Annotated in this window: 25 protein-coding genes; 11 read left to right on the top strand and 14 right to left on the bottom strand. The window is 70.2% G+C overall.

The features are described from left to right. Positions 1 to 19: 19 nt before the first annotated feature. Positions 20 to 241 carry a hypothetical protein gene (locus tag ACFDS6_RS04570; protein WP_375270921.1) on the bottom strand — a complete coding sequence of 74 codons (222 nt, stop codon included), beginning with the start codon at positions 239 to 241 and terminating at the stop codon, positions 20 to 22. Positions 242 to 357: 116 nt separating this feature from the next. On the opposite strand from ACFDS6_RS04570, the gene ACFDS6_RS04565 reads away from it, so the two are divergent. The 4 genes from ACFDS6_RS04565 (at position 358) to ACFDS6_RS04550 (ending at position 3,402) form a co-directional block, all read left to right on the top strand. Next, the gene (locus ACFDS6_RS04565; protein ID WP_375270920.1) at positions 358 to 1,116 is read left to right on the top strand and encodes a hypothetical protein; all 759 of its coding nucleotides are present in this window, start codon (positions 358 to 360) and stop codon (positions 1,114 to 1,116) included. A 198-nt stretch (positions 1,117 to 1,314) separates the two neighbouring features. Beyond that, positions 1,315 to 1,689, top strand: coding sequence for a fluoride efflux transporter CrcB (crcB, locus tag ACFDS6_RS04560; protein WP_375270919.1), 375 nt, complete (start codon positions 1,315 to 1,317; stop codon positions 1,687 to 1,689). Continuing rightward, positions 1,686 to 2,786, top strand: coding sequence for an RluA family pseudouridine synthase (locus ACFDS6_RS04555; protein ID WP_375270918.1), 1,101 nt, complete (start codon positions 1,686 to 1,688; stop codon positions 2,784 to 2,786). The genes crcB and ACFDS6_RS04555 overlap by 4 nt, the downstream gene beginning before the upstream one ends. A gap of 19 nt (positions 2,787 to 2,805) precedes the next feature. Beyond that, positions 2,806 to 3,402 carry an FMN-binding negative transcriptional regulator gene (locus tag ACFDS6_RS04550; protein ID WP_375270917.1) on the top strand — a complete coding sequence of 199 codons (597 nt, stop codon included), beginning with the start codon at positions 2,806 to 2,808 and terminating at the stop codon, positions 3,400 to 3,402. 43 nt (positions 3,403 to 3,445) lie between these two features. Here ACFDS6_RS04550 and ACFDS6_RS04545 read toward each other — a convergent pair whose 3' ends face one another. Next, positions 3,446 to 3,700 (bottom strand): hypothetical protein, encoded by a 255-nt coding sequence (locus ACFDS6_RS04545; protein ID WP_375270916.1) that lies wholly within the window; start codon positions 3,698 to 3,700, stop codon positions 3,446 to 3,448. Between the two features lie 142 nt (positions 3,701 to 3,842). On the opposite strand from ACFDS6_RS04545, the gene ACFDS6_RS04540 reads away from it, so the two are divergent. From ACFDS6_RS04540 to ACFDS6_RS04530, 3 genes are read left to right on the top strand one after another with little or no spacing between them, the layout of a single operon-like run. Beyond that, positions 3,843 to 4,532: an HAD-IA family hydrolase gene (locus ACFDS6_RS04540; protein ID WP_375270915.1), complete on the top strand. Its 690-nt coding sequence runs from the start codon at positions 3,843 to 3,845 to the stop codon at positions 4,530 to 4,532. After that, on the top strand, positions 4,529 to 4,735 hold the full coding sequence (locus ACFDS6_RS04535; protein ID WP_375270914.1) for a hypothetical protein: 207 nt from the start codon (positions 4,529 to 4,531) through the stop codon (positions 4,733 to 4,735). Before ACFDS6_RS04540 ends, ACFDS6_RS04535 begins: the two co-directional genes overlap by 4 nt. Beyond that, positions 4,732 to 5,412 carry an ATP12 family chaperone protein gene (locus tag ACFDS6_RS04530; RefSeq protein ID WP_375270913.1) on the top strand — a complete coding sequence of 227 codons (681 nt, stop codon included), beginning with the start codon at positions 4,732 to 4,734 and terminating at the stop codon, positions 5,410 to 5,412. Before ACFDS6_RS04535 ends, ACFDS6_RS04530 begins: the two co-directional genes overlap by 4 nt. A gap of 10 nt (positions 5,413 to 5,422) precedes the next feature. Here the strand turns inward: ACFDS6_RS04530 and gmk are convergent, their stop codons facing one another. The 5 genes from gmk to ACFDS6_RS04505 form a co-directional block, all read right to left on the bottom strand. Next, a complete protein-coding gene (gene gmk, locus ACFDS6_RS04525; RefSeq protein WP_375270912.1) occupies positions 5,423 to 6,079 on the bottom strand; it encodes a guanylate kinase in 657 nt (218 codons plus the stop codon). 104 nt (positions 6,080 to 6,183) lie between these two features. Then, positions 6,184 to 7,041 carry an S-formylglutathione hydrolase gene (fghA, locus tag ACFDS6_RS04520; RefSeq protein WP_375270911.1) on the bottom strand — a complete coding sequence of 286 codons (858 nt, stop codon included), beginning with the start codon at positions 7,039 to 7,041 and terminating at the stop codon, positions 6,184 to 6,186. Continuing rightward, complete coding sequence (locus ACFDS6_RS04515) at positions 7,038 to 7,427, bottom strand: VOC family protein (protein ID WP_375270910.1); 390 nt, start codon at positions 7,425 to 7,427, stop codon at positions 7,038 to 7,040. The genes fghA and ACFDS6_RS04515 overlap by 4 nt, the downstream gene beginning before the upstream one ends. 43 nt (positions 7,428 to 7,470) lie before the next feature. Beyond that, complete coding sequence (locus tag ACFDS6_RS04510; protein WP_375270909.1) at positions 7,471 to 8,583, bottom strand: S-(hydroxymethyl)glutathione dehydrogenase/class III alcohol dehydrogenase; 1,113 nt, start codon at positions 8,581 to 8,583, stop codon at positions 7,471 to 7,473. 31 nt (positions 8,584 to 8,614) lie between these two features. Beyond that, entirely contained in the window at positions 8,615 to 9,910 is a 1,296-nt protein-coding gene (locus ACFDS6_RS04505) for a hemolysin family protein (RefSeq protein ID WP_375270908.1), read from the bottom strand. 183 nt (positions 9,911 to 10,093) lie between these two features. Between ACFDS6_RS04505 and ACFDS6_RS04500 the strand changes: the two genes are divergently transcribed. Then, the gene (locus ACFDS6_RS04500) at positions 10,094 to 10,777 is read left to right on the top strand and encodes an OmpA family protein (RefSeq protein ID WP_375270907.1); all 684 of its coding nucleotides are present in this window, start codon (positions 10,094 to 10,096) and stop codon (positions 10,775 to 10,777) included. A gap of 1,324 nt (positions 10,778 to 12,101) precedes the next feature. On the opposite strand, the gene ACFDS6_RS04495 is transcribed toward ACFDS6_RS04500, so the two are convergent. Together ACFDS6_RS04495 and ACFDS6_RS04490 are read right to left on the bottom strand one after the other, a co-directional pair. After that, a complete protein-coding gene (locus tag ACFDS6_RS04495; protein ID WP_375270906.1) occupies positions 12,102 to 12,551 on the bottom strand; it encodes a nucleoside deaminase in 450 nt (149 codons plus the stop codon). A gap of 47 nt (positions 12,552 to 12,598) precedes the next feature. Then, positions 12,599 to 12,832, bottom strand: coding sequence for a hypothetical protein (locus ACFDS6_RS04490; RefSeq protein ID WP_375270905.1), 234 nt, complete (start codon positions 12,830 to 12,832; stop codon positions 12,599 to 12,601). Positions 12,833 to 13,009: 177 nt separating this feature from the next. Between ACFDS6_RS04490 and rpmB the strand changes: the two genes are divergently transcribed. Next, the gene (rpmB, locus tag ACFDS6_RS04485) at positions 13,010 to 13,309 is read left to right on the top strand and encodes a 50S ribosomal protein L28 (RefSeq protein WP_093005311.1); all 300 of its coding nucleotides are present in this window, start codon (positions 13,010 to 13,012) and stop codon (positions 13,307 to 13,309) included. A 68-nt stretch (positions 13,310 to 13,377) separates the two neighbouring features. Here rpmB and ACFDS6_RS04480 read toward each other — a convergent pair whose 3' ends face one another. Continuing rightward, positions 13,378 to 14,340 carry an esterase-like activity of phytase family protein gene (locus tag ACFDS6_RS04480; protein WP_375270904.1) on the bottom strand — a complete coding sequence of 321 codons (963 nt, stop codon included), beginning with the start codon at positions 14,338 to 14,340 and terminating at the stop codon, positions 13,378 to 13,380. A 169-nt stretch (positions 14,341 to 14,509) separates the two neighbouring features. On the opposite strand from ACFDS6_RS04480, the gene ACFDS6_RS04475 reads away from it, so the two are divergent. Next, positions 14,510 to 14,854, top strand: coding sequence for a glycine zipper 2TM domain-containing protein (locus tag ACFDS6_RS04475; RefSeq protein ID WP_375270903.1), 345 nt, complete (start codon positions 14,510 to 14,512; stop codon positions 14,852 to 14,854). A gap of 475 nt (positions 14,855 to 15,329) precedes the next feature. Here the strand turns inward: ACFDS6_RS04475 and phbB are convergent, their stop codons facing one another. The 4 genes from phbB to ACFDS6_RS04455 form a co-directional block, all read right to left on the bottom strand. Then, a complete protein-coding gene (gene phbB, locus ACFDS6_RS04470) occupies positions 15,330 to 16,052 on the bottom strand; it encodes an acetoacetyl-CoA reductase (RefSeq protein ID WP_375270902.1) in 723 nt (240 codons plus the stop codon). Between the two features lie 31 nt (positions 16,053 to 16,083). Then, positions 16,084 to 17,088 carry a ferrochelatase gene (hemH, locus tag ACFDS6_RS04465; protein WP_375270901.1) on the bottom strand — a complete coding sequence of 335 codons (1,005 nt, stop codon included), beginning with the start codon at positions 17,086 to 17,088 and terminating at the stop codon, positions 16,084 to 16,086. Next, positions 17,085 to 19,319, bottom strand: a complete 2,235-nt coding sequence (locus ACFDS6_RS04460; protein WP_375270900.1) for a molybdopterin cofactor-binding domain-containing protein — start codon at positions 19,317 to 19,319, stop codon at positions 17,085 to 17,087. The genes hemH and ACFDS6_RS04460 overlap by 4 nt, the downstream gene beginning before the upstream one ends. A gap of 63 nt (positions 19,320 to 19,382) precedes the next feature. Further along, positions 19,383 to 21,080 carry a class I adenylate-forming enzyme family protein gene (locus tag ACFDS6_RS04455; RefSeq protein WP_375270951.1) on the bottom strand — a complete coding sequence of 566 codons (1,698 nt, stop codon included), beginning with the start codon at positions 21,078 to 21,080 and terminating at the stop codon, positions 19,383 to 19,385. 77 nt (positions 21,081 to 21,157) lie between these two features. Here ACFDS6_RS04455 and lgt point away from each other — a divergent pair, with 77 nt between their 5' ends. After that, positions 21,158 to 22,039 (top strand): prolipoprotein diacylglyceryl transferase, encoded by an 882-nt coding sequence (gene lgt, locus ACFDS6_RS04450; RefSeq protein ID WP_375270950.1) that lies wholly within the window; start codon positions 21,158 to 21,160, stop codon positions 22,037 to 22,039. Positions 22,040 to 22,122: the final 83 nt, after the last annotated feature.

The following is a 22,122-nucleotide window of genomic DNA, read 5'->3' as shown; positions in this document are numbered from 1 at the left end:
ATGCCGGGCCCTTTTCGCGTCAGATCAATCCGCCGCCCAGCATCAGGCGAAGCGAGAAGATCACGATCAGCACGAGGTTGAGGTTGCGCCCCGATTTCGACGACGACAGCGCGCCGAACGCGGCACCGACGATCGCAATCGGGATCACGAACCAGTAACCCCAGGCGAGGAACGGCAGGAACGGCACGATGCCAAGCACCAGCGCGACGAGGCCGATCAGGATCGAGAGGATATTGAGCATGACGCCGATGTGGTTCGCTTCGCGGTGTCTTGCAAGAGTGACACACATTTCGTCACACGCTTCCTTAACCGCGCGTGCGGCATGACGCCGCCATCGTTCGTGACGCGGTGGACCTGATGACGCGGCTTCTGTTTTCCCTGTTCCTGCCGCTCGCGCTCGCCGGCTGCGGCGACGCGCCCGAGCAGCCGAGCGCGGCCCCGGCCACCGCCGCGCCGGTCGTCGACACCGCCGCCTCCTCGCCCGCCGCCGACCCCGCGCTGACCGCCGCGCTGCGCGACCAGATCATGGTCGACCCCGCGCTGGTGCAGCAGGCCAACGCCGACGTGGTTCGCCCGCCGACCGAACCGCAGAGTGGGATGGTGCCGCCGACCGACATCGCCGCCGCCGCGCACGCGCAACCCGCTACCGGCGGAGCGGCAACCGGTGAGACGCTGCGCAGCGCCCCCGCCGCCACCGGCGATTGCCGCCAATGCGCCATCGCGCGCCAGTCGCTGACGCTCGGCGCGCTCGCCGCCGCGCAGGGCGGTCGCGCCGGGCAGTGCGCCGCCAACGTCGACTATTCCGCCGGCTGGGCCAACCGACTGCCGCGTGGGCTCCCGCTCTACCCCGACGCGCGCGTCGCGGAGGCCGCGGGCGCGGACGGCGACGGCTGCGCGCTACGCGTCGTCAGCTTCGCCAGCGCCGCGCCGATGCAGCGGCTGCTCGATTATTATTACACCAAGGCATCGGACGCCGGATACACCGCCGAGCACCACGCGAGCGGCGCCGAACACGTGCTGGCGGGCAATCGCCGCGGCGGCGGCACGTTCATGGCGACGATGCGCGCGCGCGCGGACGGCGGCACCGACGTCGACCTGATGGCGGACGGCGGCTGATCGGCCCTGCCTGAGGAGCCACTGACACCTAGTAGGAACTTCTCTCGTCACTCCGGACTTGATCCGGGGTCCCGCTACTGCCCAGCCGCGCGAGAACAAGCGGAATCCCGGATCGAGCCCGGGACGACGACCGGACCGAACACGTCGCCCCACCCGCCGCGCATTCCTTTCGCGGCCAAATCGCTGTACGGCGCCGTGATGAATGCCCTTTCCCTCGTCATGGCAGGCGGCGCGCTCGGCTCGGCCGGGCGCTACCTGACCGGACGCGCCACCACCTCGTTGCTCGGACCCGACTGGCCCTGGGGTACGCTGACCGTCAACATCGCCGGCGGGCTGCTGATGGGCCTGCTCGTCGGCGTGCTCGCGCGCGTGGCCGCACCGGAAGGGTGGCGGCTGTTCCTCGCGATCGGCGTGCTCGGCGGCTTCACCACCTTCTCCTCCTTCTCGCTCGACACGGTGACGATGATCGAGCGCGGCGCGCTGCTGCCCGCCTTCGGCTACGTCGCGGTGTCGGTGGTCGGCTCGGTCGCGGCGCTGTTCGCCGGCCTGTCGCTCGCGCGGGGTGTGGCATGAACAAGGTCGTCGAGAACGTCCGCCAGTTCGTTATCGCACCCGACGACGACGGCATCCGCGTCGACCGATGGTTCAAGCGGCACCTGGACGCGACCAGCTTCACCACGGTCGCCAAATGGGCGCGCACCGGGCAGCTGCGGCTCGATGGCGCGCGCGTCGGCCCCGGCGACCGCGTCCAGGCCGGGCAGACGCTGCGCATCCCCCCGGTTGAGGCGGTGCGCACCACCGCGCGCCCGCAGCGCGAGCGCACGCCCCTCACCGCGGACGAGCAGGCGTTCGCACAGGAGATGGTGATCCACCGCGACGCGCAGGCGCTGGTGCTCAACAAGCCGCCGGGCCTCGCCACGCAGGGCGGCACCAAGACCACCGCGCACGTCGACGGCCTGCTCGACGCGCTGCAGGACGACGCCGACGGCCGGCCCAAGCTCGTCCACCGGCTCGACAAGGATACCTCGGGTGCGCTGCTCGTCGCGCGCACCTCGCGCGCCGCCGCCTTCTTCGCCAAGACTTTCTCCGGCCGCACCGCCAAGAAGGTCTATTGGGCGCTGGTCGTCGGCGTCCCCTCGATCGACGACGGCATGATCGAGCTGCCGATCGCCAAGCAGCCCGGAACCGGCGGCGAGAAGATGCACGTCGACGAGGCGGAGGGTCAGGCGGCGCGCAGCCGCTACCGCGTGATCGAGCGCGCGGGCAACCGCACCTGCTGGGTCGAGCTGCAACCGCTGACCGGGCGCACGCACCAGCTACGCGTCCACATGGCGGCGATCGGTCACCCGATCGTCGGCGACGGCAAGTACGGCGGCCCCGCCGCCTTCCTGACCGGCGGGATCAGCCGCAAGATGCACCTCCACGCGCGCCGCATCCGCGTCGATCATCCCGACGGCGGCGAGATCGACGTGACCGCCGAGCTGCCGCAGCATTTCGCCGAGAGCCTGGCGAGCCTGGGGTTCGAGGAGATGGCGGGCAATTCGATGCCGATCAACGACTTCGTGCCGCCCACCCGCGAGGAGCAGAAGGCGAAGGCGCGCGCGCATGCCAAGGGCGTGCGCAAGGCGCGGCGCGGCGAGCGGCGCGGACGCGGCGCGCGGGACGGCTGACGCGGTCGGCGCCCGCGCGGTGCACCCCGATCCTGCCTTTCGCCTCGACGATGCGGCATGCCGCGACGTCGCGCACGCGGCCGCGTTCGCGCATGTGTTCGTGCACGGGTCGCGCGGCGCCGGGGTGATCCACGCGCCGTGCACGCTCGACGAGGCGGGCGACCTGCGCTTCCACTGTTCGGCGCGCAACCGAGTCGCCCCGCTGCTGCCGGGCGCGCGCGCGATCGCCTCGTTCAGTCCGGTCGACGGCTACGTCAGCCCCGACTGGTACGACACCGCCGGACAGGTGCCGACGTGGAACTACGTCGCGGTCGAGGCGGAGGGGCAGATCGAGCGGCTGTCGCGCGACGCGCTGATCGCGCAGGTCGACGCGCTCGGTGACGAACACGAGGCACGGCTCGCGCCCAAGCCCCAGTGGACGCGCGACAAGCTGCCCGTCGCCGCGTTCGAACGCATGGTCGCGGCGATCGAGGGCTACGTGATCCGCGTCGAGGCGTGGCGCGGGACCGCGAAACTGTCGCAGAACAAGCCCACCGTCGACCGCGCGGGCGTCGCCGACGCGCTGGACGCTTCAGGCCGCGACGATCTCGCCTCCGCAGTACGCACCGCGCGCTGATGACAAACTGGCTTCTCACCTAACGTCACCCCGGACAACACCGTCAGACTGCGCCGCCCAGATACGTCCACCCGGCGTATCCGAACAGCACCAGCGACGCGCCGCCGGTCAGCCCGACCAGCAGGTAACCGATCGCGCTCAGCATGACCGGATTGGGGCGACACAGCCGCGCGTTGCGCGACACGCCCGACATGACGAAGGTCATCAGCAAGCCGTAGGTGAAGGCGACCGCACCGAACATCCGAACCCATCCGCTACCCTGCCGCCCGACGCGGCCAGCGCGGTAAACCATATCCATGTTAGTCGAGCCACCCGGCGCGCCCGGCTTGGTCGCGCCGCCACCACGGCTCGCCGTCCGCGCCGCATCTGTTCCGTCGCCGCGCCGTTACGGGCGCCCGCGCGATTGGTCAGCGCGCCGCGTTGCTGCTACGGGGCGGCGCATGCCCGCACCGCCCGTCCGCCTCGCGATCTTCGATTGCGACGGCACGCTCGTCGACAGTCACGCCAACATCTGCCGCGCGATGGAGCGCGCCTTCGCCGGCGTCCGCGTCAACGCGCCCTCGCGCGCGGCGATCCGCGGCATCGTCGGACTGAGCCTGGTCGAGGCGGTCGCCGCACTAGCGCCGGACGCCGAGCCCTCGTTCCACGACACGGTCGCCGCCGACTACAAGGCCGCGTTCCAGCGGATGCGCGCGGACGGCGAGCTGGAGGCCGAGCCGCTCTACGACGGGCTGGTCGACGCGCTCGACGCGCTCGCCGCCGACGGCTGGATCTTCGGCGTCGCCACCGGCAAGTCGGATCGCGGCCTCGCGCACGTGCTCGCACACCACGGGCTCGCCGACCGGTTCGTCACGCTCCAGACCGCCGACCGCCACCCATCGAAGCCGCACCCCTCGATGGTCCACGCCGCGGTGGAACAGGCCGGCGCCGATCCCCATCTCGCGGTCATGATCGGCGACACGAGCTACGACATGGCAATGGCGCGCGCGGCGGGCGTTCGCGCGATCGGCGTCACCTGGGGGTACCACAACGCGGCGCTGCTTCACGACGCGGGCGCGCACGCGGTGATCCACCGCTACGCCGACCTGCCCGGCGCGGTGGCACCGGCGGCGTTGGAGGTAGGGGCGTGAGCGACCCCGCGCTGCCGCGTTGGGCGGCCTTGTCCGCGGTGCGTATTATCGGCAGCTTCGGCGCGGTGCTGGGCGTGATCCTGGTCGGCCGCGCCGAGACGACCGCGCCCAAGGTGCTCGGGGTCGCGATCGTGCTCTCCGCGCTGTGGATGCTCGCCAGCGTGCCCCGCGCGCTCGCGCGGCGCTGGCGGAGCCCGCGATGAAGCGCTTCTGGCAGGAGGTCCGGATCGACAACGATCGCGTCGTCCGGCTCGACGACCGCCCGGTGCGCACGCCCGGTCGCGCGCCGCTGGCGCTGCCGGGCGCCGCACTCGCCGAGGCGGTCGCGGACGAGTGGCGGGCGGTGGGCGACACGGTCGACCCGCGGGCGATGCCGCTGACCGGGCTCGCCAACGCCGCGATCGACCGCGTCGCGCCCGACCCCGCCGCGTTCGCTCGCGGGCTCGCCGCCTACGCCGACAGCGACCTGTTCTACTACCGCGCCGACCAGCCGCCGCAGCTTGCCGCGCGGCAGGCGGCGGCGTGGGACCCGCTGCTAGACTGGGCGCGGAAACGCTACGACGTGCACTTCGAGCCCGTCGCCGGCATCGTCCATCACGCGCAGCCCGCCGCCACGGTGCAGCGGCTGTCCGACGCGGTCAGGGCGCGCGCGCCCTTCGCGCTCGCGCCGATGTCGCCGCTGGTGACGATCACCGGTACCTTGGTCGGCACGCTCGCGCTCGCGGAAGGTGCGACCGACACCGATGGCTTGTGGAACGCCGCGCACGTCGACGAGGATTGGCAGGCGGAACATTGGGGCGAGGACAGCCTGGCGACTCAGGCGCGCGCGCATCGCCGCCGCGAATACGACGCCGCGGTGCGCTTCCTGTCGCTCGTCTGAGCCGCGCCGCTCAGGCGGGAGTGCGCAGCTTCCGGATGAAGCCGATCAGCCCGGTCTGGCGCGAGCGCTTCAACCGCTCCGCCGCCAAAATCGTGCGCACCTTGGCGAAGCACTGCTCTACGTCGTCGTTGACCAGCACGTAGTCGTAACCGTCCCAGTGGCTGATCTCGTTCGACGCGCGCGCCATGCGGCGGTCGATCACTTCAATCGCGTCGGTGTTGCGGTTGAGCAGCCGCTTGTGCAGCTCCTCCATCGACGGCGGCAGGATGAACACGCGCACCACGTCGCCGCCCGCGATCTGGTGCAGCTGCTGCGCGCCCTGCCAGTCGATGTCGAACAGCACGTCCTTGCCCGCCGCCAGCATGTCCTCGACCGGCCCGCGCGGTGTGCCATATCGCTGGTCGAACACGTGCGCCCATTCGAGGAATTCGTGCGCCGACACCATCTCGCGGAAGCGGTCGAGCGAGACGAAGTGATAGTCGCGCCCGTCCTGTTCGCCCGGCCGGATCGCGCGCGTCGTCGCCGACACCGACAGCGATAATTCGGGCTCGCTCGCCAGCAATTTGCGCGCGATGGTCGACTTGCCCGCGCCCGAGGGCGAGGACAGCACGAACAGCACGCCGCGGCGCTTGAAATCGTGGGTGTCGGGGTGAGGGGCGCCGTCCATGCACGCCTCTGGCCCGCGCACTGCCGCGGCGTCAAGTCGCGCAGGCGGCTGCCGGTACGGTTCGGCGGCGGCGTGGCGCCCGGGACACGACCGCCGCCGGTCGATCAGCGCAGCCGCGCGGCGTGCCAGGCGACGTGATCGGCCATGAAGGTCGACACGAACAGGTAGCTGTGATCGTAGCCCGGCTGCATGCGGAGCTCGAGCGCGATGCCCGCCTCGGCACACGCGCGCTCCAGCAACGCGGGCCGCAACTGCTCGCTCAGGAAATCGTCCGCCTCGCCCTGATCGATCAGCAGTTCGCGGACCCGCGCGCCGTCCTCGATCAACGCCACCGCGTCGTGCCGCCGCTTCGCCGCCGCGTCGTCGCCCAGGTAGCGATCGAGCGCCCTGCCCCACGGCACCTTCGTCGGCGCGACGATCGGCGCGAGCGCGGAGACCGAGCGGAAGCGCTCGGGATAGGTCAGCCCGATCGTCAGCGCGCCGTGCCCGCCCATCGAGTGACCGGTGATCCCCTGCCGCGCCACGTCGACCGGGAACGCCGCGCCGACGATCGCGGGCAGCTCCTCCGTCACGTAGCTCCACATCCGGTAGTTCGCCGACCACGGCGCCTGCGTCGCGTCGACGTAGAAGCCCGCGCCTTGCGCGAAATCCCACGCGTCCTCGTCGGGCACGTCGTCCCCACGCGGGCTGGTGTCGGGGGCGACGAAGATCACGCGGTGCTCCGCGCAGGCGCGGCGGAATTCACCCTTGTCGGTCACGTTGGCGTGGGTGCAGGTCAGCCCCGACAGGTACCACAGCACCGGCAATTGCTCGCCGGCCGAATGCTCGGGCACGAAGACCGAGAAGGTCATGTCCGTGCCCGTCGCGGCGGAGGCGTGGCGGTACACGCCCTGCACCCCGCCGTGCGCCTTCGCCTCCGAGACCGTCTCCAGCCCCGCCGTGGCGACCCGAGCGTCGCTCACGCCGCCTCGGGCTTCCGGTGCATCGCGCACAATTTGTTGCCGTCGGGATCGCGCAGATAGGCGAGGTACAGGCTCAGCCCGCTGCCGCTGCGCACGCCGGGCGGGTCCTCGACCGCGGTGCCGCCCGCCGCGACGCCGGCCTCGTGCCACGCGTTCGCCTGCTCCGGCCCGTCGACCGCGAAGCCGATCGTGCTGCCGTTGCCGTGCGTTGCCGCCTCGCCATCGATCGGGCGGGTGACGAGGAACAGGCTGCCGTTGTGGCGATAGATCAGCCGACCTTTCGGGTCCTGGAACCCCGGCTTGCCGCCGAGCACGCCGAACAAGGCGTCGTAGAACGTCTTCGATCGGTCGAGGTCGTTCGACCCCACCATCATGTGGCTGTACATTGCATACTCTCCTTCAATCGACCGCTCGGTGCGGCGGCCTGCGTCAGTAGATCACCACGCTGCGGATCGATTCGCCCGCGTGCATCAGCTCGAACCCCTTGTTGATCTCCTCGAGGCTCAGCCGGTGCGTGATCATCGGGTCGATCTCGATCAACCCGTTCATGTACCAGTCGACGATCTTCGGCGTGTCGGTGCGCCCGCGCGCGCCGCCGAACGCGGTGCCGCGCCAGTTGCGCCCGGTGACGAGCTGGAACGGCCGCGTCGCGATCTCCTTGCCCGCTTCCGCCACGCCGATGACGATCGACGTGCCCCAACCGCGGTGACACGCCTCCAGCGCGGTACGCATCACCTCGGTGTTGCCCGTCGCGTCGAACGTGTAGTCCGCGCCGCCGTCGGTCAACTCGAGGAGCCGCGCGATCGTTTCCTCGCGCGACATGCCCTTCGAATTGAGGAAGTGGGTCATCCCGAACCGCCGGCCCCATTCCTCGCGATCGGGATTGATGTCGACGCCGATGATCCGCGCGGCGCCCGCCAGCTTCGCGCCCTGGATGACGTTCAGCCCGATCCCGCCCAGCCCGAACACGACGATGTTCTCGCCCGGCTGTACCTTGGCGGTGTTAACCACCGCGCCGACCCCGGTCGTCACGCCGCAGCCGACGTAGCAGCTGGTGTCGAACGGTGCGTCGTCGCGGATCTTCGCCACGGCGATCTCGGGCAGCACGGTGAAGTTGGAGAAGGTCGAGCAGCCCATGTAATGGAAGATCGGCTGCCCCTTGTAGCTGAACCGCGTGGTCCCGTCGGGCATCAATCCCTTGCCCTGCGTCGCGCGGATCGCGGTGCACAGGTTGGTCTTCTGGCTCAGGCACGACTTACACTGGCGGCACTCGGGCGTGTACAGCGGAATCACGTGGTCGCCGACCGCGACGCTGGTCACGCCCGCGCCCACCTCGCGCACCACGCCGGCGCCCTCGTGCCCCAGCACGCTCGGGAACAGCCCCTCGCTGTCCAGCCCGTCGAGCGTGTAGGCGTCGGTGTGACAGATGCCCGTCGCCATGATCTCGACCAGCACCTCGCCCGGCTTCGGCCCCTCAAGGTCGAGCTCGACGATCTCCAGCGGCTTCTTCGCCTCGAACGCGACGGCTGCACGGGTCTTCATACGTATTCCTTCGATCTCTCGCCGCGCGGCCTCAAGCCACGCTGACCAGCAGCTTGTCGATGCGCCGCCCGTCCAAGTCGACCACCTCGAAGCGCCAGCCCTGCTCCTCGAAATGCTCGCCCTCGTTCGGCAGCTTGCGGAACGCGGCGAGCGCCAGGCCCGCGACCGTCGCATAGTCGCGGTCGTCCGGCAGCTCGATCCCCAGCCGATCGGCCAAGGCGTCCGCCGCCATCGTCCCCGCGACCAGCAGCGACCCGTCGTCGCGCTCGACCACGTTGGGCGTCTCGTCCGGGTCGGCGTCCGACGCGAACTCGCCCGCGATCGCCGACAAGAGGTCGGTCGGCGTCACAATCCCCTCGAAATGCCCGTATTCGTCGTGGATCAGCGCCATCGGCACGTCGGCGCGGCGCAGCGCGTCGAGCGCGTCCATCGCGTCGATCTGGTCGACCACCACCGGCGCCTTGCGCACCAGCCGCGCGAGCTCCAGCGTTTCGCCGCGGAACATCGCCGCCGCGACGTCGCGCGCCTGCACCACGCCGATCACCGCCTCGATCGAGCCCTCGCCCACCGGCAACCGGCTGTGCGACGACTCGAGCAGGCGCGCGCGGATCGCGGCATCGTCGAGCTGCGCGTCGATCCACTCGACCTCGGTGCGCGGCGTCATCACCTCGCGTACCGGGCGATCGGCGAGCCGCACCACGCCCGAGATGATCGAGCGCTCGTGCTCCTCGATCACGCCCGACTTGCTCGCCTCCGCGACCATCATGTGCAGCTCCTCGGCCGTCACCTGATCCTCGTTCTCGCGGTTCAATCGCAGCAGGCGGAAGATCAGCGCGCTGCTCTGGTCGAGCAGCCAGCCGAGCGGCTTGGTCGCGACCGCGAGGTAGGTCATCGGCAATGCGACCACGCTCGCGATCGCCTCGGGCGCGCGCAGCGCGAACTGCTTGGGCACCAGCTCGCCGATGATCAGCGACGCGTAGGTGGTCAGTCCGATCACCAGCGCGAACCCGACCGTCTCCGCCGTCTCGTGCGACAGCCCCAGCAGCTCCAGCCGCGCCGCGGTCGGCATGCCCAGGCTCGCGCCCGAGTAGGCGCCCGCCAGGATGCCGATCAGCGTGATGCCGATCTGCACGGTCGATAGGAACTTGCCCGGATCGGACGCCAGCTTGACCGCCGCCGCCGCGCCGCGCCGGCCGGCGCGCGCCATCGCCTCCAGCCGCGCCTTGCGCGCGGACACGATCGCGAGCTCGCTCATCGCGAAGACGCCATTCAGCGCGACCAGCGCGAGAATGATCAGGACGTCGAACCAGGGGAACGGCGGTAACATGGCTGCCACGACCATTGGCGGCAAACGCCCTCGCGAACAATCCGCTTTCTCGCGACCCGCGCCGGGCGACCCGCGCGTCTCGCGCTATCAGTCTATCTTCAGCCCGGCGATATCAGTGCACATCCGGAACAATCACCGCCACGGTCCCGTTCCGGACGCATGGAATTCGTGAAAGGGATAAGAATGAAGCTGCCGTCCAAGTTTCTCGCCGCCGCGGCGACATTGTCGCTCGTGACCACCGCCGCCTGCACCACCGATCCGCAGACGGGCGAGCGCCGGATCAGCAAGACCGCGATCGGCGGCATCGGCGGCGCGCTCGGCGGCTACCTGCTGGGCGACCTGGTCGGCGGTCGCCGTGACCGGACGGAGAAGATCATCGGCGCCGGCCTGGGCGGCATCGCGGGCGCGGGTATCGGTGCGTACATGGACAAGCAGGAGCGCGAGATGCGCGCGCGCACCGCAGGGACCGACGTCGAGGTCGTGCGCCAGGGTGACGACCTGCTGCTCAACATTCCGTCGGGCATCAACTTCGCGTATAACTCGGCCAACGTGCAGCCGCAGTTCCGCGCGACGCTCGACAAGGTGTCGTCGGTGCTCGCCGACTATCCGCAGACCTATATCGACGTCTACGGCCACACCGATTCGACCGGCAGCGACGCCTACAACCAGGACCTGTCGGAGCGCCGCGCGATGTCGGTCGCCGATTACCTGTCGAGCCACGGCGTCCAGGCCGCGCGCATCGCGACCAAGGGCTACGGCGAGACGCAGCCGATCGAGTCGAACGAGACCGAGCAGGGCCGCGCCGCCAACCGCCGCGTCGAGATCAAGGTCGTGCCGATCTCGCAGAGCGACCTGCCCCCGCGCTGAGGCGCCCGCCTTCGCGGGCGCTGTCCTACAACGGACAACGGGCATAACGGAGCGGCGTGGCACCAGCCACGCCGCTCCTTCTCATTTCCGAGACCCCGCCACGCCCGCTGACGCACCGACCGATGCGCGCGGCCACCCAAGCGCGTGCTGCGGTTCCTACGCGCCCGGCCACCCGCGAAGCGCCACCGCCCCGCACCTCGCCGCAGGCATGCGAGTGAGAACACATCGCGTGCGAAACCGAGCCTCGCCCTCAGCGCCATCGGCATCGCGTCCAGCCACTCCAACCCACCGTCATCCCGGCCTTGAGCCGGGATGCCGCTACCGTCTCCCGCGCTGCCCGAGAAGCGAGCCCCCGGATCGAGTCCGGAGTGACGAAACAACGTGCGTCAAACTGGTCGAGAGAACACTGCCCGCATGATCTCCACACGCCCGTATGACTCGGATCAGCTTCAATCCGCCCAACGCGACGCTGACGCCCGCATGACCAACTGCCATCACGCGCCACCCTCCACCACGCGCCTCGGCCTCACCTCAGCCACCGAACCGGTGCCGAACCGATCAGCCTACCGACGAGCACCTCAGACCGACGCCTTGGCCTCACCTTAGCCTCACCTTCCGCCCTCGCGCCGCTGCCGCACCGGTCAGACCACGACCGACGCCGCGCACCGACCGTCTTGGCCTCACCTTTCACCACCGCGCCGCTGCCGCACGGTCAGCCCACGACCGACGCCCCGCACCGACCGTCTTGGCCTCACCTCACCCTCACCTTCCGCCAGTGCACCGAGGCCGAACGGTCAGCCCACCCAGCCAGTGCCTCGCACCGACGCCTCGCACCGGCATCTTGGCCTCACCTTCTGCCACCGCACGAAGTCGAACCGATCAGCCCACCGACGGGCACCTCACATCGACGCTTTGGACTCACCTTAGCCTTACCTTTGGCTCACGGGATCAAGCAGCGCTCCTTCCAAGCCGCTGGATCAGACGTGCCGATATGATGGCGAACCGCCAGCCGCGACGACCGGTCACCACGCTCGTTGGACTGACTTTCGCCTCACCTTCCGCCCGATGGACCACCGACCGGCGCCTGACACCGACGCCTTGGCTTCACCTTAGCCTCACCTTTGGCTCATCGGCTCGAGCAGCGCTCCTTCCAAGCTGATGATCCAGACGTAACGACGCGGAGGCGAACCCCCGGGCGCCACGACCGGCCACCACGCTCGTTGGACTGACTTTCGCCTCACCTTCCGCCCGATCGGCCGCCGACCCACGACGAGGACCGCTCAGTCCGCGCGGGCACACGCTCCATGCCCCGCACCGCTGCCCATCACCGCCGCGCGGCGAAGAAGTCGCGCAGCAACCCCGCCGCCTCGCGCTCGCCGATGCCCGCGAAAAGTTCCGGTCGATGATGGCACGTCGGCTGCACGAAGAAGCGCGCGCCGTGCTCCACGGCACCACCCTTGGCGTCAGGCGCGCCGTAGAACAGCCGCGCGATCCGCGCGTGCGAAATGGCGCCGGCGCACATCGTGCACGGCTCCAGCGTCACCCATAGGTCGCAATCCTCCAGCCGGTCGCGCCCCAGCGCCTGCGCCGCCGCGCGGATAGCCAGCATCTCGGCATGCGCGGTCGGGTCGCGCAGCGCGCGCGGCGCGTTCGCCGCTACCGCGACGATCTCGCCGTCGCGCACCACGACCGCGCCGACCGGCACCTCGCCCGCCAGCGCCGCGTCGCGCGCGGCGTCGAGCGCGGCGCGCATCGGTTGGGGAAGCGGAAACATCCGCGCGGCCTAACCGGGATCGGATCGCGCGCCAACAATCCGCCGGCTTACTGCGCGGCGGGATCGCCCGGCTTGCGCACGGTGACCTGCGGCACCGCCACCGTCTTGTTCTCGGTGCCGACCGAGATGTCGGCGACGTCGGCGTTGAATTTGGGCGCCTGCCCGCCTTCCAGCCGCGGCAGCTGCGCCATCTGCGTCTGGTCGAATCGCAGAAAGCCCGTCAGCAATGCCGCCAGCACCAGCAAGGCGACGATGCTCAGCATCACCAGAAAAGCTCGCATCACACATTCTCCCCATTACGCTTGCGCAACCAACGCCGAACGCGCCTGCTTGTTGCAGCACCGAGGGCATGTCAGGTGTCCGAGGCGGGGCCGCGGATCGGCTGGCGACTTGACGGGCGCGCGGATCACCCGTATCGGCACCGGCTTTCCGGGCAACCGTATTTCAGGATCACAACCATGTCGCGCATCTGCGAGCTGACCGGCAAGGGCCGGCAGGTGGGTAACAACGTTTCCCACGCCAACAACAAGACCAAGCGCACGTTCCTGCCGAACCTGCAGAACGTCACGCTGATCTCCGACGCGCTCGACCGCTCGGTGCGGCTGCGCGTGTCGACCAACGGCCTGCGCTCGGTCGAGCACAACGGCGGGCTCGACAACTGGCTGGTCAAGACCAATGACGAGAAGCTGTCCCTCAAGGCGCGTCGCCTGAAGCGCGAGATCGTCAAGAAGCGCGCCGCGGAACCCGTCGCCGCCTGACATCCACCGTATCGACGGTCCCGAACGGCCTGCCATCCTCGGGTGGCGGGCCGCTTCGCGTTGTGCGTCTAGTCCAGGCGGAACTTGAGCAGCAACGTCGGGCGATACCAGGCCAAGTCGTTGTCGGTAACGACCCACAACATCGTGTGCCCGCGCTTGCGCGTCACGGCGAGCCCCTCGGGGTTCTCGCCCATCAGCGGCGGGCCCCAGCGCGCGATCTCGCGTCCGCTCACCGTCGCGCCCGCGCGAAGCTCCGCCAACGCCAACCGCACCAGCACCGCGTGGAAGCGTAGCCGACTGAATCGGCGGTTGAGCACCAGCACGTCGCCGTTCGGCAGCACCGCCGCGTCGCTCGGGTTGTAGCCCTCGGGCGGGCGGTACCGGAACCGCGCGACGCGAGTGCCTGTCTCGGTCGGGTCGCCGCTGAAGATCAGCGCCTGGCGCAACGCTCGCTTGCCCCCCGCCCGCGCCTGCTCGCTGATGACGACGAAGCGACCGTCGCGCAGCCGCACCATCGACTCGGGGCCGCCGTTAACCGGCCACTTGCGCATCGCCTGCGGGGCGGCGTGCTCCTGCGTGCGGCGCAGATCGGCCGAGTAGCGCCAGATCGCGTTCGCGCGCTCGTACCCGACCCAGGCGTGACCGCGCTCGTGGTCGACCGTCAGCGACTCGGTGTCGCGACTCTCCTTCGCCCAGCCGGTGCCCGGCCCGTCCGGCAGCGACCCCGCCGCCCGCGTGACCAAGTGCCTGCCCGAGATCGCGAAGCGCACGTAATTGCCGCCGTCGCTCAGCAGCGTCGCCGCCCCGTCGTGGATCGACAGCGCCGAGAAGCCGCCGAACGCGGGATCGCGCGACCACAATTGCACCGCCCCGACCGGCGTCAACGCGCCGATGCGGCCGGGCCAGCCGCCCGCCGGCACGTAGCCAGCCGCGTGGACCACCGCGTCGGGCGAGATGAGCGGCAGGCGGTCGAGCCCCGTCCATCCCGGAACCAGCGCGAACACCAGCGCGATCGATAGCGGCCACTTCACGGCACGGCTCTTACGGGTACGCGCCGCGCGCGCCTACCCGTCGTGGCCGGCCAGCATGAACGAACGATAACGAGCGCATTCAGGCTCGGCTCAATGCGAATCGGTCATAAGCATCTCAACGACGGGATGATCCCGCCGAACGATGGCAAGAAGAACGGGAGATCGTACCATGTTCAAGAACCTGACCCTGGCAGTGTCCGCCCTCGCGATGGGCACGGCGGCGCTGGCTCCGATGGCCGCGGATGCGCAGCGTTACGGTCACCGGTACGAGCGCAACTATCGCGATGGCTACCGCGACTATGATCGCCGCTACGACAACCGTCGCTACAACTATAACCGTCGCTGCTCGGGCGGCACGACCGGCACGATCGTCGGCGCGATCGCGGGTGGCCTGCTCGGCCGCACGATCGACAGCCGCGGCGACCGGACGCTGGGCACCGTGCTGGGTGGCGTCGGCGGCGCGGTCGCGGGCAACGCGATCGAGAAGTCGAACAACCCGCGCTACTGCCGCTAACCATCTCGGCCGGCGCGGTCTTGGGCTCGGACCCGGACCGCGCCGCCCTCCCCTACTCGCGTAGCGTATCGAGTTCCCCCGCGTAGCGTATCGGGGGCGCGGGCCGGTTGCCGAAAGGTGGCCGGCCCGTTGTGTTTGATCGCAGGTCCGCCAACGGACCGACGCGCGCAGCGCGGCGATCAAACCGGGCGGCGGGTCGGCGCCAAGCCGAACCCGTTCGACGTGACGGCGGCGGCTTCGCCGTCGCCTTGCTGTGGGGCGTGCTCATTGGGCACGCGCGCGGTGGGAGTGGTGCCGGAGAGCGCTAGCCGGCGACCTATCCTCCGACCTGTCAGATTGGCGGCTGACCGATGGCGCATCGAAGCACCCGCGGTGACGGCAAAGCCGCCGCCGTGACGTCGAACGGGATCGCTGGCGCGACCCGCCGGCCGTGCGCCGGTGGCGCACCGCGCCGCGGCTCTCGGCGCTCGGCCCGTCAATACATATGCTGCCCACCATTGATGCTCAGCGTCGATCCCGTCACGAACCCCGCGTCGTCCGAGCACAGGAACGCGACGCCCCGCGCGATCTCCTGCGCTTGACCCAGGCGACCGACCGGAATCTTCGCGACGATCTTCTCCAGCACCTCGCCCGGCACCGCGGCGACCATGTCGGTGTCGATGTAGCCCGGCGCGATCGCGTTGACGGTGATGCCGGCGCGCGCGCCTTCCTGCGACAATGCCTTGGTGAAGCCGTGGATGCCGCTCTTCGCCGCGGCGTAGTTCACCTGGCCGTACTGCCCGGCCTGGCCGTTGATCGAGCCGATGTTAACGATCCGTCCCCATTTGCGGTCGCGCATGCCGGGGAACACGGCCTTCGCCATGTTGAAGCAGCCGCCCAGGTTGGTGTCGATCACCTCGCGCCACATCTCGTAGCTCAGCTTCATGATCGTGCCGTCGCGCGTGATGCCCGCATTGTTGACCAGCACGTCGACCGGCCCGAGCTCGTCCGCCACCCGCGCCACGCCTATCTGACACGCGTCGTAGTCCGCCACGTCCCACTTGAACGCGGCGATGCCCGTCCGCTCGGTGAAGGCGCGCGCGCGCTCGTCGTTGCCGGCGTAATTGGCGGCGACCGTCAGTCCCATGTCGCGGAGCGCGACGCTGATCGCCTCGCCGATGCCGCGTGTTCCGCCCGTCACGATCGCTACGCGTGCCATTGTTGCGTCCTCTCCTTGTTCGTGCGCGAGGCTAGGAGCGCGGGCTCCAGCCTTCAAGCTCGCGCGTGATGACGCTGCGTAACATTTCGATGCCGACCGGCGTGTCGTTGAGGCACGGGAGATAGGCGAAGTGCGTCCCGCCCGCCTCCTCGAACGTCTCGCGTCCGCGAATGGTGAGTTCCTCCAGCGTCTCGACACAGTCGGCGGAGAAGCCGGGCGCGACGATCGCGACCTTCTTCACGCCGTTGCCGGGCATGGTGGCGAGCATCGTGTCGGTCGCGGGCTCCAGCCACTTGGCGGGGCCGAAGCGCGACTGGAACGTGATGGTCAGTTCCATGCTCAGCGCTTCGCTGAGCAGGCGGGCGGTTTTCTGGCAGTGGCAATGATAGGGGTCACCGAGTTGCAGCGTGCGCTTCGGCATGCCGTGGAAGCTCGCCAGCACCGCGTCGGGGGTGAAGTCGAGCGCGGCCAGCCCCGTGCGCACGCTGTCGGCGAGCGCGTCGATATAGGCAGGATCGTCGTAATAGGGCGGCAGCGTGCGGATCGCGGGTTGCCAGCGCATCGTCGCCAGGTGCGCGAACGCCTTGTCATTGGCGGTCGCGGTCGTCGCGGCGCAATATTGCGGGTAGAGGGGCGCGAGCAGGATGCGCTCGCACCCTGCGTCCTTCATCGCCTGCAGCCGGTCGGCGATCGCGGGCCGGCCGTAGCGCATCGCCCAGTCGACCAGCACGCCGTCGCCGAACGCGTCCTTGAGCGCGGTCGCCTGCGCGCGCGTGATCGCGGCGAGCGGCGAGCCGTCCTCGCTCCACACCTGGCTGTAGGCGTGCGCCGATTTCCTCGGGCGCGTGGTCAGCACGACGCCGCGCAGGATCGGCTGCCACGCGATCCGCGGCAGTTCGACGACGCGGCGGTCGGACAGGAACTCGGCCAGGTAACGCCTGACCGCCTTCGGTTCTGGCGCGTCGGGCGTGCCGAGGTTGATGAGCAGCACGCCGACGCGCGGTCGCGGGATCGGGGGATGGTCGGCAGGGATCATGGGAATAAGCCTCGAGCGCGAGGTTGCAGGGGCAGCGAGCGGAGCCGCTTACCGGTAACGGTGCGCAGCGCATTGGCAACGGCCGGGGCGACCGCCGGTATCCCGAGGTCGGACACGCCGCCCGGCTCCGCGCTGCTCGGGATCAGCTCCACGCTCACCTCCGGCGCGTCGGCGAGCGTCGGCAGCGCGAAGTCGCCGAACATCCGAGTGGTGGCGAGATTGCGCTCGATGCCGGTCGAGCAGCCGGTCGCGAGCGCGACGCCCAAGATCAGCCCGCCCTCGATCTGCTGCCGAACCACGTCGGGGTTGACGGCGCGGCCGCAATCTACCGCGGCGACCAGCCGGTCGACCCGCACCCGCCCGGCGTCGTCGACGCGTGCCTCCGCCAGCACCGCTATGAAGCTGCCGGCGACCGCGTGGGCGGCGATCCCCTGTCCGCTGCCCGCGACCCCGCCCTGCCACCCGCCGATCGCGGAAGCGGTGGTGAGGCAACGCGCGAGCCGCACGTTGCCCCACAGCATGCCAATCCGGTAGCTCATCGGCTCGTTCCCGCTCGCTTGAGCCAGTTCGTCGATGAAGCATTCGGTGAAGAAGGCGTTGTAGCCGTCGGCGAGCCCACGCAGGTGCCCGACCGGCACGCGGACGTTGGCCGGGTGATGGTCGATTGCGAACGCGGATATCGCGTATGGCGGCGTCGCGCCCGACATGGCGTAGCCGTCCGACCCGCCGGCGAGCGCCGCGGCCGCGCGGCGCAGCGGATCGTTCGGCAGCAGCCGCGTCGCGAGCTCGACGCCGGTGGCGGGTGCGGCGACCTTCGCCTGCCAGCCGAGGATCGCGCCGCCGGCCCCCAGTCGCGCGCTCATCCGCGCGCGCGCGGGTGCGCGAAAGCGGTCGCGCAAGGCGGCCTCGCTGCGCGACCAGCTGAGCTGGACGGGGCGCTGCAGCTCGCGCGCGACGGTCGCGGCCTGCGCGGCGACGTCGCTTTCCAGCGCCTGTCCGAACGAGCCGCCGACGAGCATGGTGTGAACGGTGACGCGCGAGGCCGCGATGCCGAGCGCCGCCGCCGCAGCGTCGCGCGCGCTCGTCGGCGCCTGCGTCCCGATCCAGAGTTCGAGCGCGCCGTCACGCCAGTGCGCGGTCGCGCTAGGCGTCTCGAGCGAGGGATGGAGCGCGAGGGCGGCGTGATAATCGGCGGTGTAGATCTGCGCGCCCCGGAACACCGAGGACAGGTCGCCGGCCGCGGTGACGCGGTAACCCTCGCCCGCCAGTGCAATGTCGAGCGCTCGGTCGATCGAGGCGGTGTCGAGCACCTGCCCGCGTGTCTCGAAGCGCGGATCGAGCGCGTGCAGCGCGCGGTTGGCCGCCCACCAATTGTTCGCCGCGACCGCCACCCAGGTGTCACGCGCGATCACGCCGGCGACGCCCCCCACCGCCTCCGCCGCTGCACGGTTGACCGATCGCAGCCACGTGTCGCCGAGCGGGCCCCGGCGGACGCTGGCGAACACCATGTCGGGCAGCCGCACGTCGCCGGCGTAATTGGCCGAGCCGTCCACCTTGGCAGGTGCGTCGAGCCGCGGCAGCGACCGGCCGCTCAGGCGCCGGTCGTCGCCGAAGCGCAGCGGAAGATCGTCGGGCAAGGCGTAGCCGGCCGCCGCCTCCGCCAGTTCGCCGAAGCGCAGCTTGCGCCCGTCCAGCACCACGAACCCGTCCGCGGTGTCGCACGCCTGCCAATCGGCGTCCCAGCGCGCCGCCGCCGCCTTGCACAGCAGCACGCGCGCGGCGGCGCCGGCCTCGCGCAGCACCTGCTCGAACCGGCGCAGCGAGGTCGAGCCCGCGGTCAGCATCACCGCGTCGCGGGTCAGATGCTCGGCCAGCAGCGAGCGTGGCACATGGTCGAACGCACCCGCGAACAGCGCATCGGCGGCGAGCGGGTTGGCGTGGAGCGGGTTGATGGGTGCGGGCTCGACCGCGACGGTGCGCCAGTCGGCGCCCAGTTCGTCGGCGACCACCTGCGGCAACGTGGTGAAGACGCCCTGCCCGTGCTCGACCTGCGGCACCGCGACGATCACGCGACCGTCGCGCGATACCTTGAGAAAGCTGCCGAACGACGTCTCGTCCGCCGCGACCGGCAGGTTGGGCGCGTAGCGACGCGGCCACGCGCCCCAGGCGACCAGCAGGCCAATGCCCGCACCGCCGGCGACGAGGATAGTGCGGCGCGTGGGCGTGGGCATCGCTCGCTCCTTACCGGTCAGGTGTCGCGGAGCAAGCCGGTCCGCGCCGGGCCAGGCACTGCGCTACACGCTCTCGCTCAACGCGAGCGCGCGATATTTGGCGCGCAGCGAGACCTTGTCGATCTTCTCGGTGCCCAGGCGGGGCAGCGGGTTCTCCGCGATCCAGATCTTCTGCGGCACCTTGAAGGAGGCGATATGCTGCGTGAGGAAGGCGACCAGATCCTCCGATTCGACCGCGCCAGCGTGGGCGAGATGGACGACGGCGCCCGGCACCTCGCCGTAGCGCTCGTCGGCGAGCCCGAACACCGCGGCCTCGGCGACCTCGGGATGCTCGTAGAACGCGGCCTCGACCTCCTGGCAGCTGATGTTCTCGCCGCCGCGGATGATGATGTCCTTCTTGCGGTCGACGATGAAGAGGTAGCCGTCCTCGTCGAGATAGCCGATGTCGCCGGTGCGGAAGTAGCCGTCGGCGGTGAAGGCGTCGGCGGTCGCCTGCGGATTGCCCCAATATTCCTCGAAGCAGGCGGCCGAGCGGATGCACACCTCGCCGCGCCCACCCTGCGGCAGCGGCTGCCCGGCATCGTCGAGGATCGCGAGGTCGACCAGCGGTGGCGAGGGGCGCCCCGCCGAGTTGGGCTTGGCGATGTAGTTGCCGCGCCAGTTGCCCGTGCCGATGCCGTTGGTCTCGGTCAGCCCGTAGCCGATCAGCGGCGCGCCCTCCATCTCGGCGTCGATGCGGCGGACGTGCTCGACCGGGCGCGGCGCGCCGCCCGCGGCGATGTCGGCGAGCGTCGAGAGGTCGTAGTTGCCGCGATTGGGATGGGTCAGCATTTCAAAGCTCATCAGCGGCACCCCGACGAAATAGGTCACCTGCTCGCGCTCGATCAGCCGCATCGCTTCTTCCGCGTCCCACTTGGGCATCAGCACCAGCTTGCGGCCGATCGCCATGCTCTGCAGGAACACGGGTACCTCGGCGGTGACGTGGAACAAGGGCACGTTGAGCAGGGTCGCGGGCTGGAGCGTGCTGGCGGTGCCGTCCTGCGCCGCAATGCCGAGCATCATCAGCGCGGAGGCGAGATAGTTGAAGATGCCCTGCACCACCTGAAAGTGGGTGGAGAGCGCGCCCTTCGACTTGCCCGTCGAGCCCGAGGTGAACAGGATCGTCGCGTAATCGCTGCCCGTCACCGTCGGCAGCGTCGCGCCCGACGCGTGCGAGACGATCCCGCCGACCGCCTCGTCCAGCGGGCGCAGATCGTCGAATGTCTCGACCCGCACCGACACGCCGTCGATCGCCGACAGCCGCTTCGCGCGCGGCAGGTCGGCGAAGATCAGGCTGACGTCGACGTCGCGGATCGCGGCCTCGAACTCCTCGGCCTGCCACCAGCCGTTGAGCAGGGTAGCCGTGCCGCCCGCCATGAGGATGCCCATGTACAGCACAATCCACGACGGCGAGTTGCGCGCCGCGACCCCGACGCGGTCGCCGGTCGCGACGCCATAGTGACCGACGAGTGCGTCCGCGACCTGTCGCGCGGCGGCATGGACCTGCCCGAACGTCAGCCGCTCGTCGCCCGCGACCAGGAACTCGGCATCGGCGTGCTGGGTGCAGAAATGCGCGAAGTAGGCGGTGAGCGTCGGCGGTGCAGCGGCGATGTACGGCAGCGACCGGCCGAAACGCTCGACCCGGCCGAGCGGCAGCTGACCGCCCTCGCCCGTCATCGCACCCATCACCGCATCCATCCGCCGGTCGAGCTCGGTTGCCATCATTCTCTCCGCTTGGTGTTGTGCTTTGGCGCCCTTATGGAGGCGGGAATGCTGAGGGAAAAGCCTTGATCCTGCCTATGCTCGCCGTCGCCGCCAACACGGGTGCCGGCCATATCCGCTTCGCCGATCTGGGCCTGCACCCCGACGTGTTCTCGATCGGCTTCTTCACGCTGCGCTGGTACAGCCTGGCGTATATCGCGGGCATCGTCGTCGGTTGGTGGTACCTGCTCAAGCTGCTGGCGCAGCCGGGCGCACCGATGGCGCGGCGCCACGCCGACGACCTCGTCTTCTACGCGACGCTTGGCATCATCCTGGGCGGGCGGATCGGCTACGTGCTGTTCTACGCGCCGGAGATGCTGTCTTCTCCCTTGCGCATCCTGCGGCTGTGGGACGGCGGCATGTCGTTCCACGGCGGGGTGATCGGCACGTCGCTGGGGATCGTCTGGTTCGCGCGCAAGCACGGGCTCAACTGGCTGCGTATTCACGATTACGTCGCCTGCGTGGTGCCGTTCGGGCTGTTCTTCGGCCGGCTGGCGAACTTCGTGAACGGCGAATTGTGGGGCAAGCCCGCCGACGTGCCCTGGGCGATCGTATTCGAGCGCACGGTGCCTACCGGCTTCATCGAGCCCGCGCGGCACCCGAGCCAGCTCTACGAGGCGGTCTTGGAAGGCATCTGCCTGTTCATACTGCTCGCCTACGCGTTCTGGCGCACCAAGGCGCGCTACCAGCCGGGCAGGCTGGTCGGGCTGTTCTTGCTCGGCTACGGCGTGGCGCGCTTCATTGTCGAGTTCTTCCGCGAGCCCGACGCGCAGTTCGCGGGCACATTCTTCGCCAACACGATCCACATGGGCCAGGTGCTGTGCATCCCGATGATCCTGGGCGGCGCGTTCCTGATCGCGACCGCGCCGGGGCGACGCCAGCGGATCGAGCCGACCGCGGGACTGGAGAGCGTCGCCTGAGCGGCCATCCGCTCGTCCCGCCGCCGGGCAGCCCCACCGGCGAGCCGCTGCTCGCCGAGCGGCTGGCGCGCGCGATCACGCTG

It is taken from the genome of Sphingomonas sp., assembly GCF_042095875.1.
Lineage (GTDB): Bacteria > Pseudomonadota > Alphaproteobacteria > Sphingomonadales > Sphingomonadaceae > Sphingomonas.
The sequence above is the reverse complement of the archived record's forward strand: the minus strand, read 5'-3'. Positions and strand labels throughout refer to the sequence as shown.

Bases quoted from the DNA above. Each gene is read 5' to 3' on its own strand.
- ACFDS6_RS04570 (WP_375270921.1), bottom strand. From the start codon at position 241: ATGCTCAATATCCTCTCGATCCTGATCGGCCTCGTCGCGCTGGTGCTT.
- ACFDS6_RS04565 (WP_375270920.1), top strand. From the start codon at position 358: ATGACGCGGCTTCTGTTTTCCCTGTTCCTGCCGCTCGCGCTCGCCGGC.
- crcB (WP_375270919.1), top strand. From the start codon at position 1,315: ATGAATGCCCTTTCCCTCGTCATGGCAGGCGGCGCGCTCGGCTCGGCC.
- ACFDS6_RS04555 (WP_375270918.1), top strand. From the start codon at position 1,686: ATGAACAAGGTCGTCGAGAACGTCCGCCAGTTCGTTATCGCACCCGAC.
- ACFDS6_RS04545 (WP_375270916.1), bottom strand. From the start codon at position 3,700: ATGGATATGGTTTACCGCGCTGGCCGCGTCGGGCGGCAGGGTAGCGGA.
- ACFDS6_RS04540 (WP_375270915.1), top strand. From the start codon at position 3,843: ATGCCCGCACCGCCCGTCCGCCTCGCGATCTTCGATTGCGACGGCACG.
- ACFDS6_RS04530 (WP_375270913.1), top strand. From the start codon at position 4,732: ATGAAGCGCTTCTGGCAGGAGGTCCGGATCGACAACGATCGCGTCGTC.
- gmk (WP_375270912.1), bottom strand. From the start codon at position 6,079: ATGGACGGCGCCCCTCACCCCGACACCCACGATTTCAAGCGCCGCGGC.
- ACFDS6_RS04515 (WP_375270910.1), bottom strand. From the start codon at position 7,427: ATGTACAGCCACATGATGGTGGGGTCGAACGACCTCGACCGATCGAAG.
- ACFDS6_RS04510 (WP_375270909.1), bottom strand. From the start codon at position 8,583: ATGAAGACCCGTGCAGCCGTCGCGTTCGAGGCGAAGAAGCCGCTGGAG.
- ACFDS6_RS04505 (WP_375270908.1), bottom strand. From the start codon at position 9,910: ATGTTACCGCCGTTCCCCTGGTTCGACGTCCTGATCATTCTCGCGCTG.
- ACFDS6_RS04500 (WP_375270907.1), top strand. From the start codon at position 10,094: ATGAAGCTGCCGTCCAAGTTTCTCGCCGCCGCGGCGACATTGTCGCTC.
- ACFDS6_RS04495 (WP_375270906.1), bottom strand. From the start codon at position 12,551: ATGTTTCCGCTTCCCCAACCGATGCGCGCCGCGCTCGACGCCGCGCGC.
- ACFDS6_RS04490 (WP_375270905.1), bottom strand. From the start codon at position 12,832: ATGCGAGCTTTTCTGGTGATGCTGAGCATCGTCGCCTTGCTGGTGCTG.
- rpmB (WP_093005311.1), top strand. From the start codon at position 13,010: ATGTCGCGCATCTGCGAGCTGACCGGCAAGGGCCGGCAGGTGGGTAAC.
- ACFDS6_RS04475 (WP_375270903.1), top strand. From the start codon at position 14,510: ATGTTCAAGAACCTGACCCTGGCAGTGTCCGCCCTCGCGATGGGCACG.
- phbB (WP_375270902.1), bottom strand. From the start codon at position 16,052: ATGGCACGCGTAGCGATCGTGACGGGCGGAACACGCGGCATCGGCGAG.
- hemH (WP_375270901.1), bottom strand. From the start codon at position 17,088: ATGATCCCTGCCGACCATCCCCCGATCCCGCGACCGCGCGTCGGCGTG.
- ACFDS6_RS04460 (WP_375270900.1), bottom strand. From the start codon at position 19,319: ATGCCCACGCCCACGCGCCGCACTATCCTCGTCGCCGGCGGTGCGGGC.
- ACFDS6_RS04455 (WP_375270951.1), bottom strand. From the start codon at position 21,080: ATGGCAACCGAGCTCGACCGGCGGATGGATGCGGTGATGGGTGCGATG.
- lgt (WP_375270950.1), top strand. From the start codon at position 21,158: ATGCTCGCCGTCGCCGCCAACACGGGTGCCGGCCATATCCGCTTCGCC.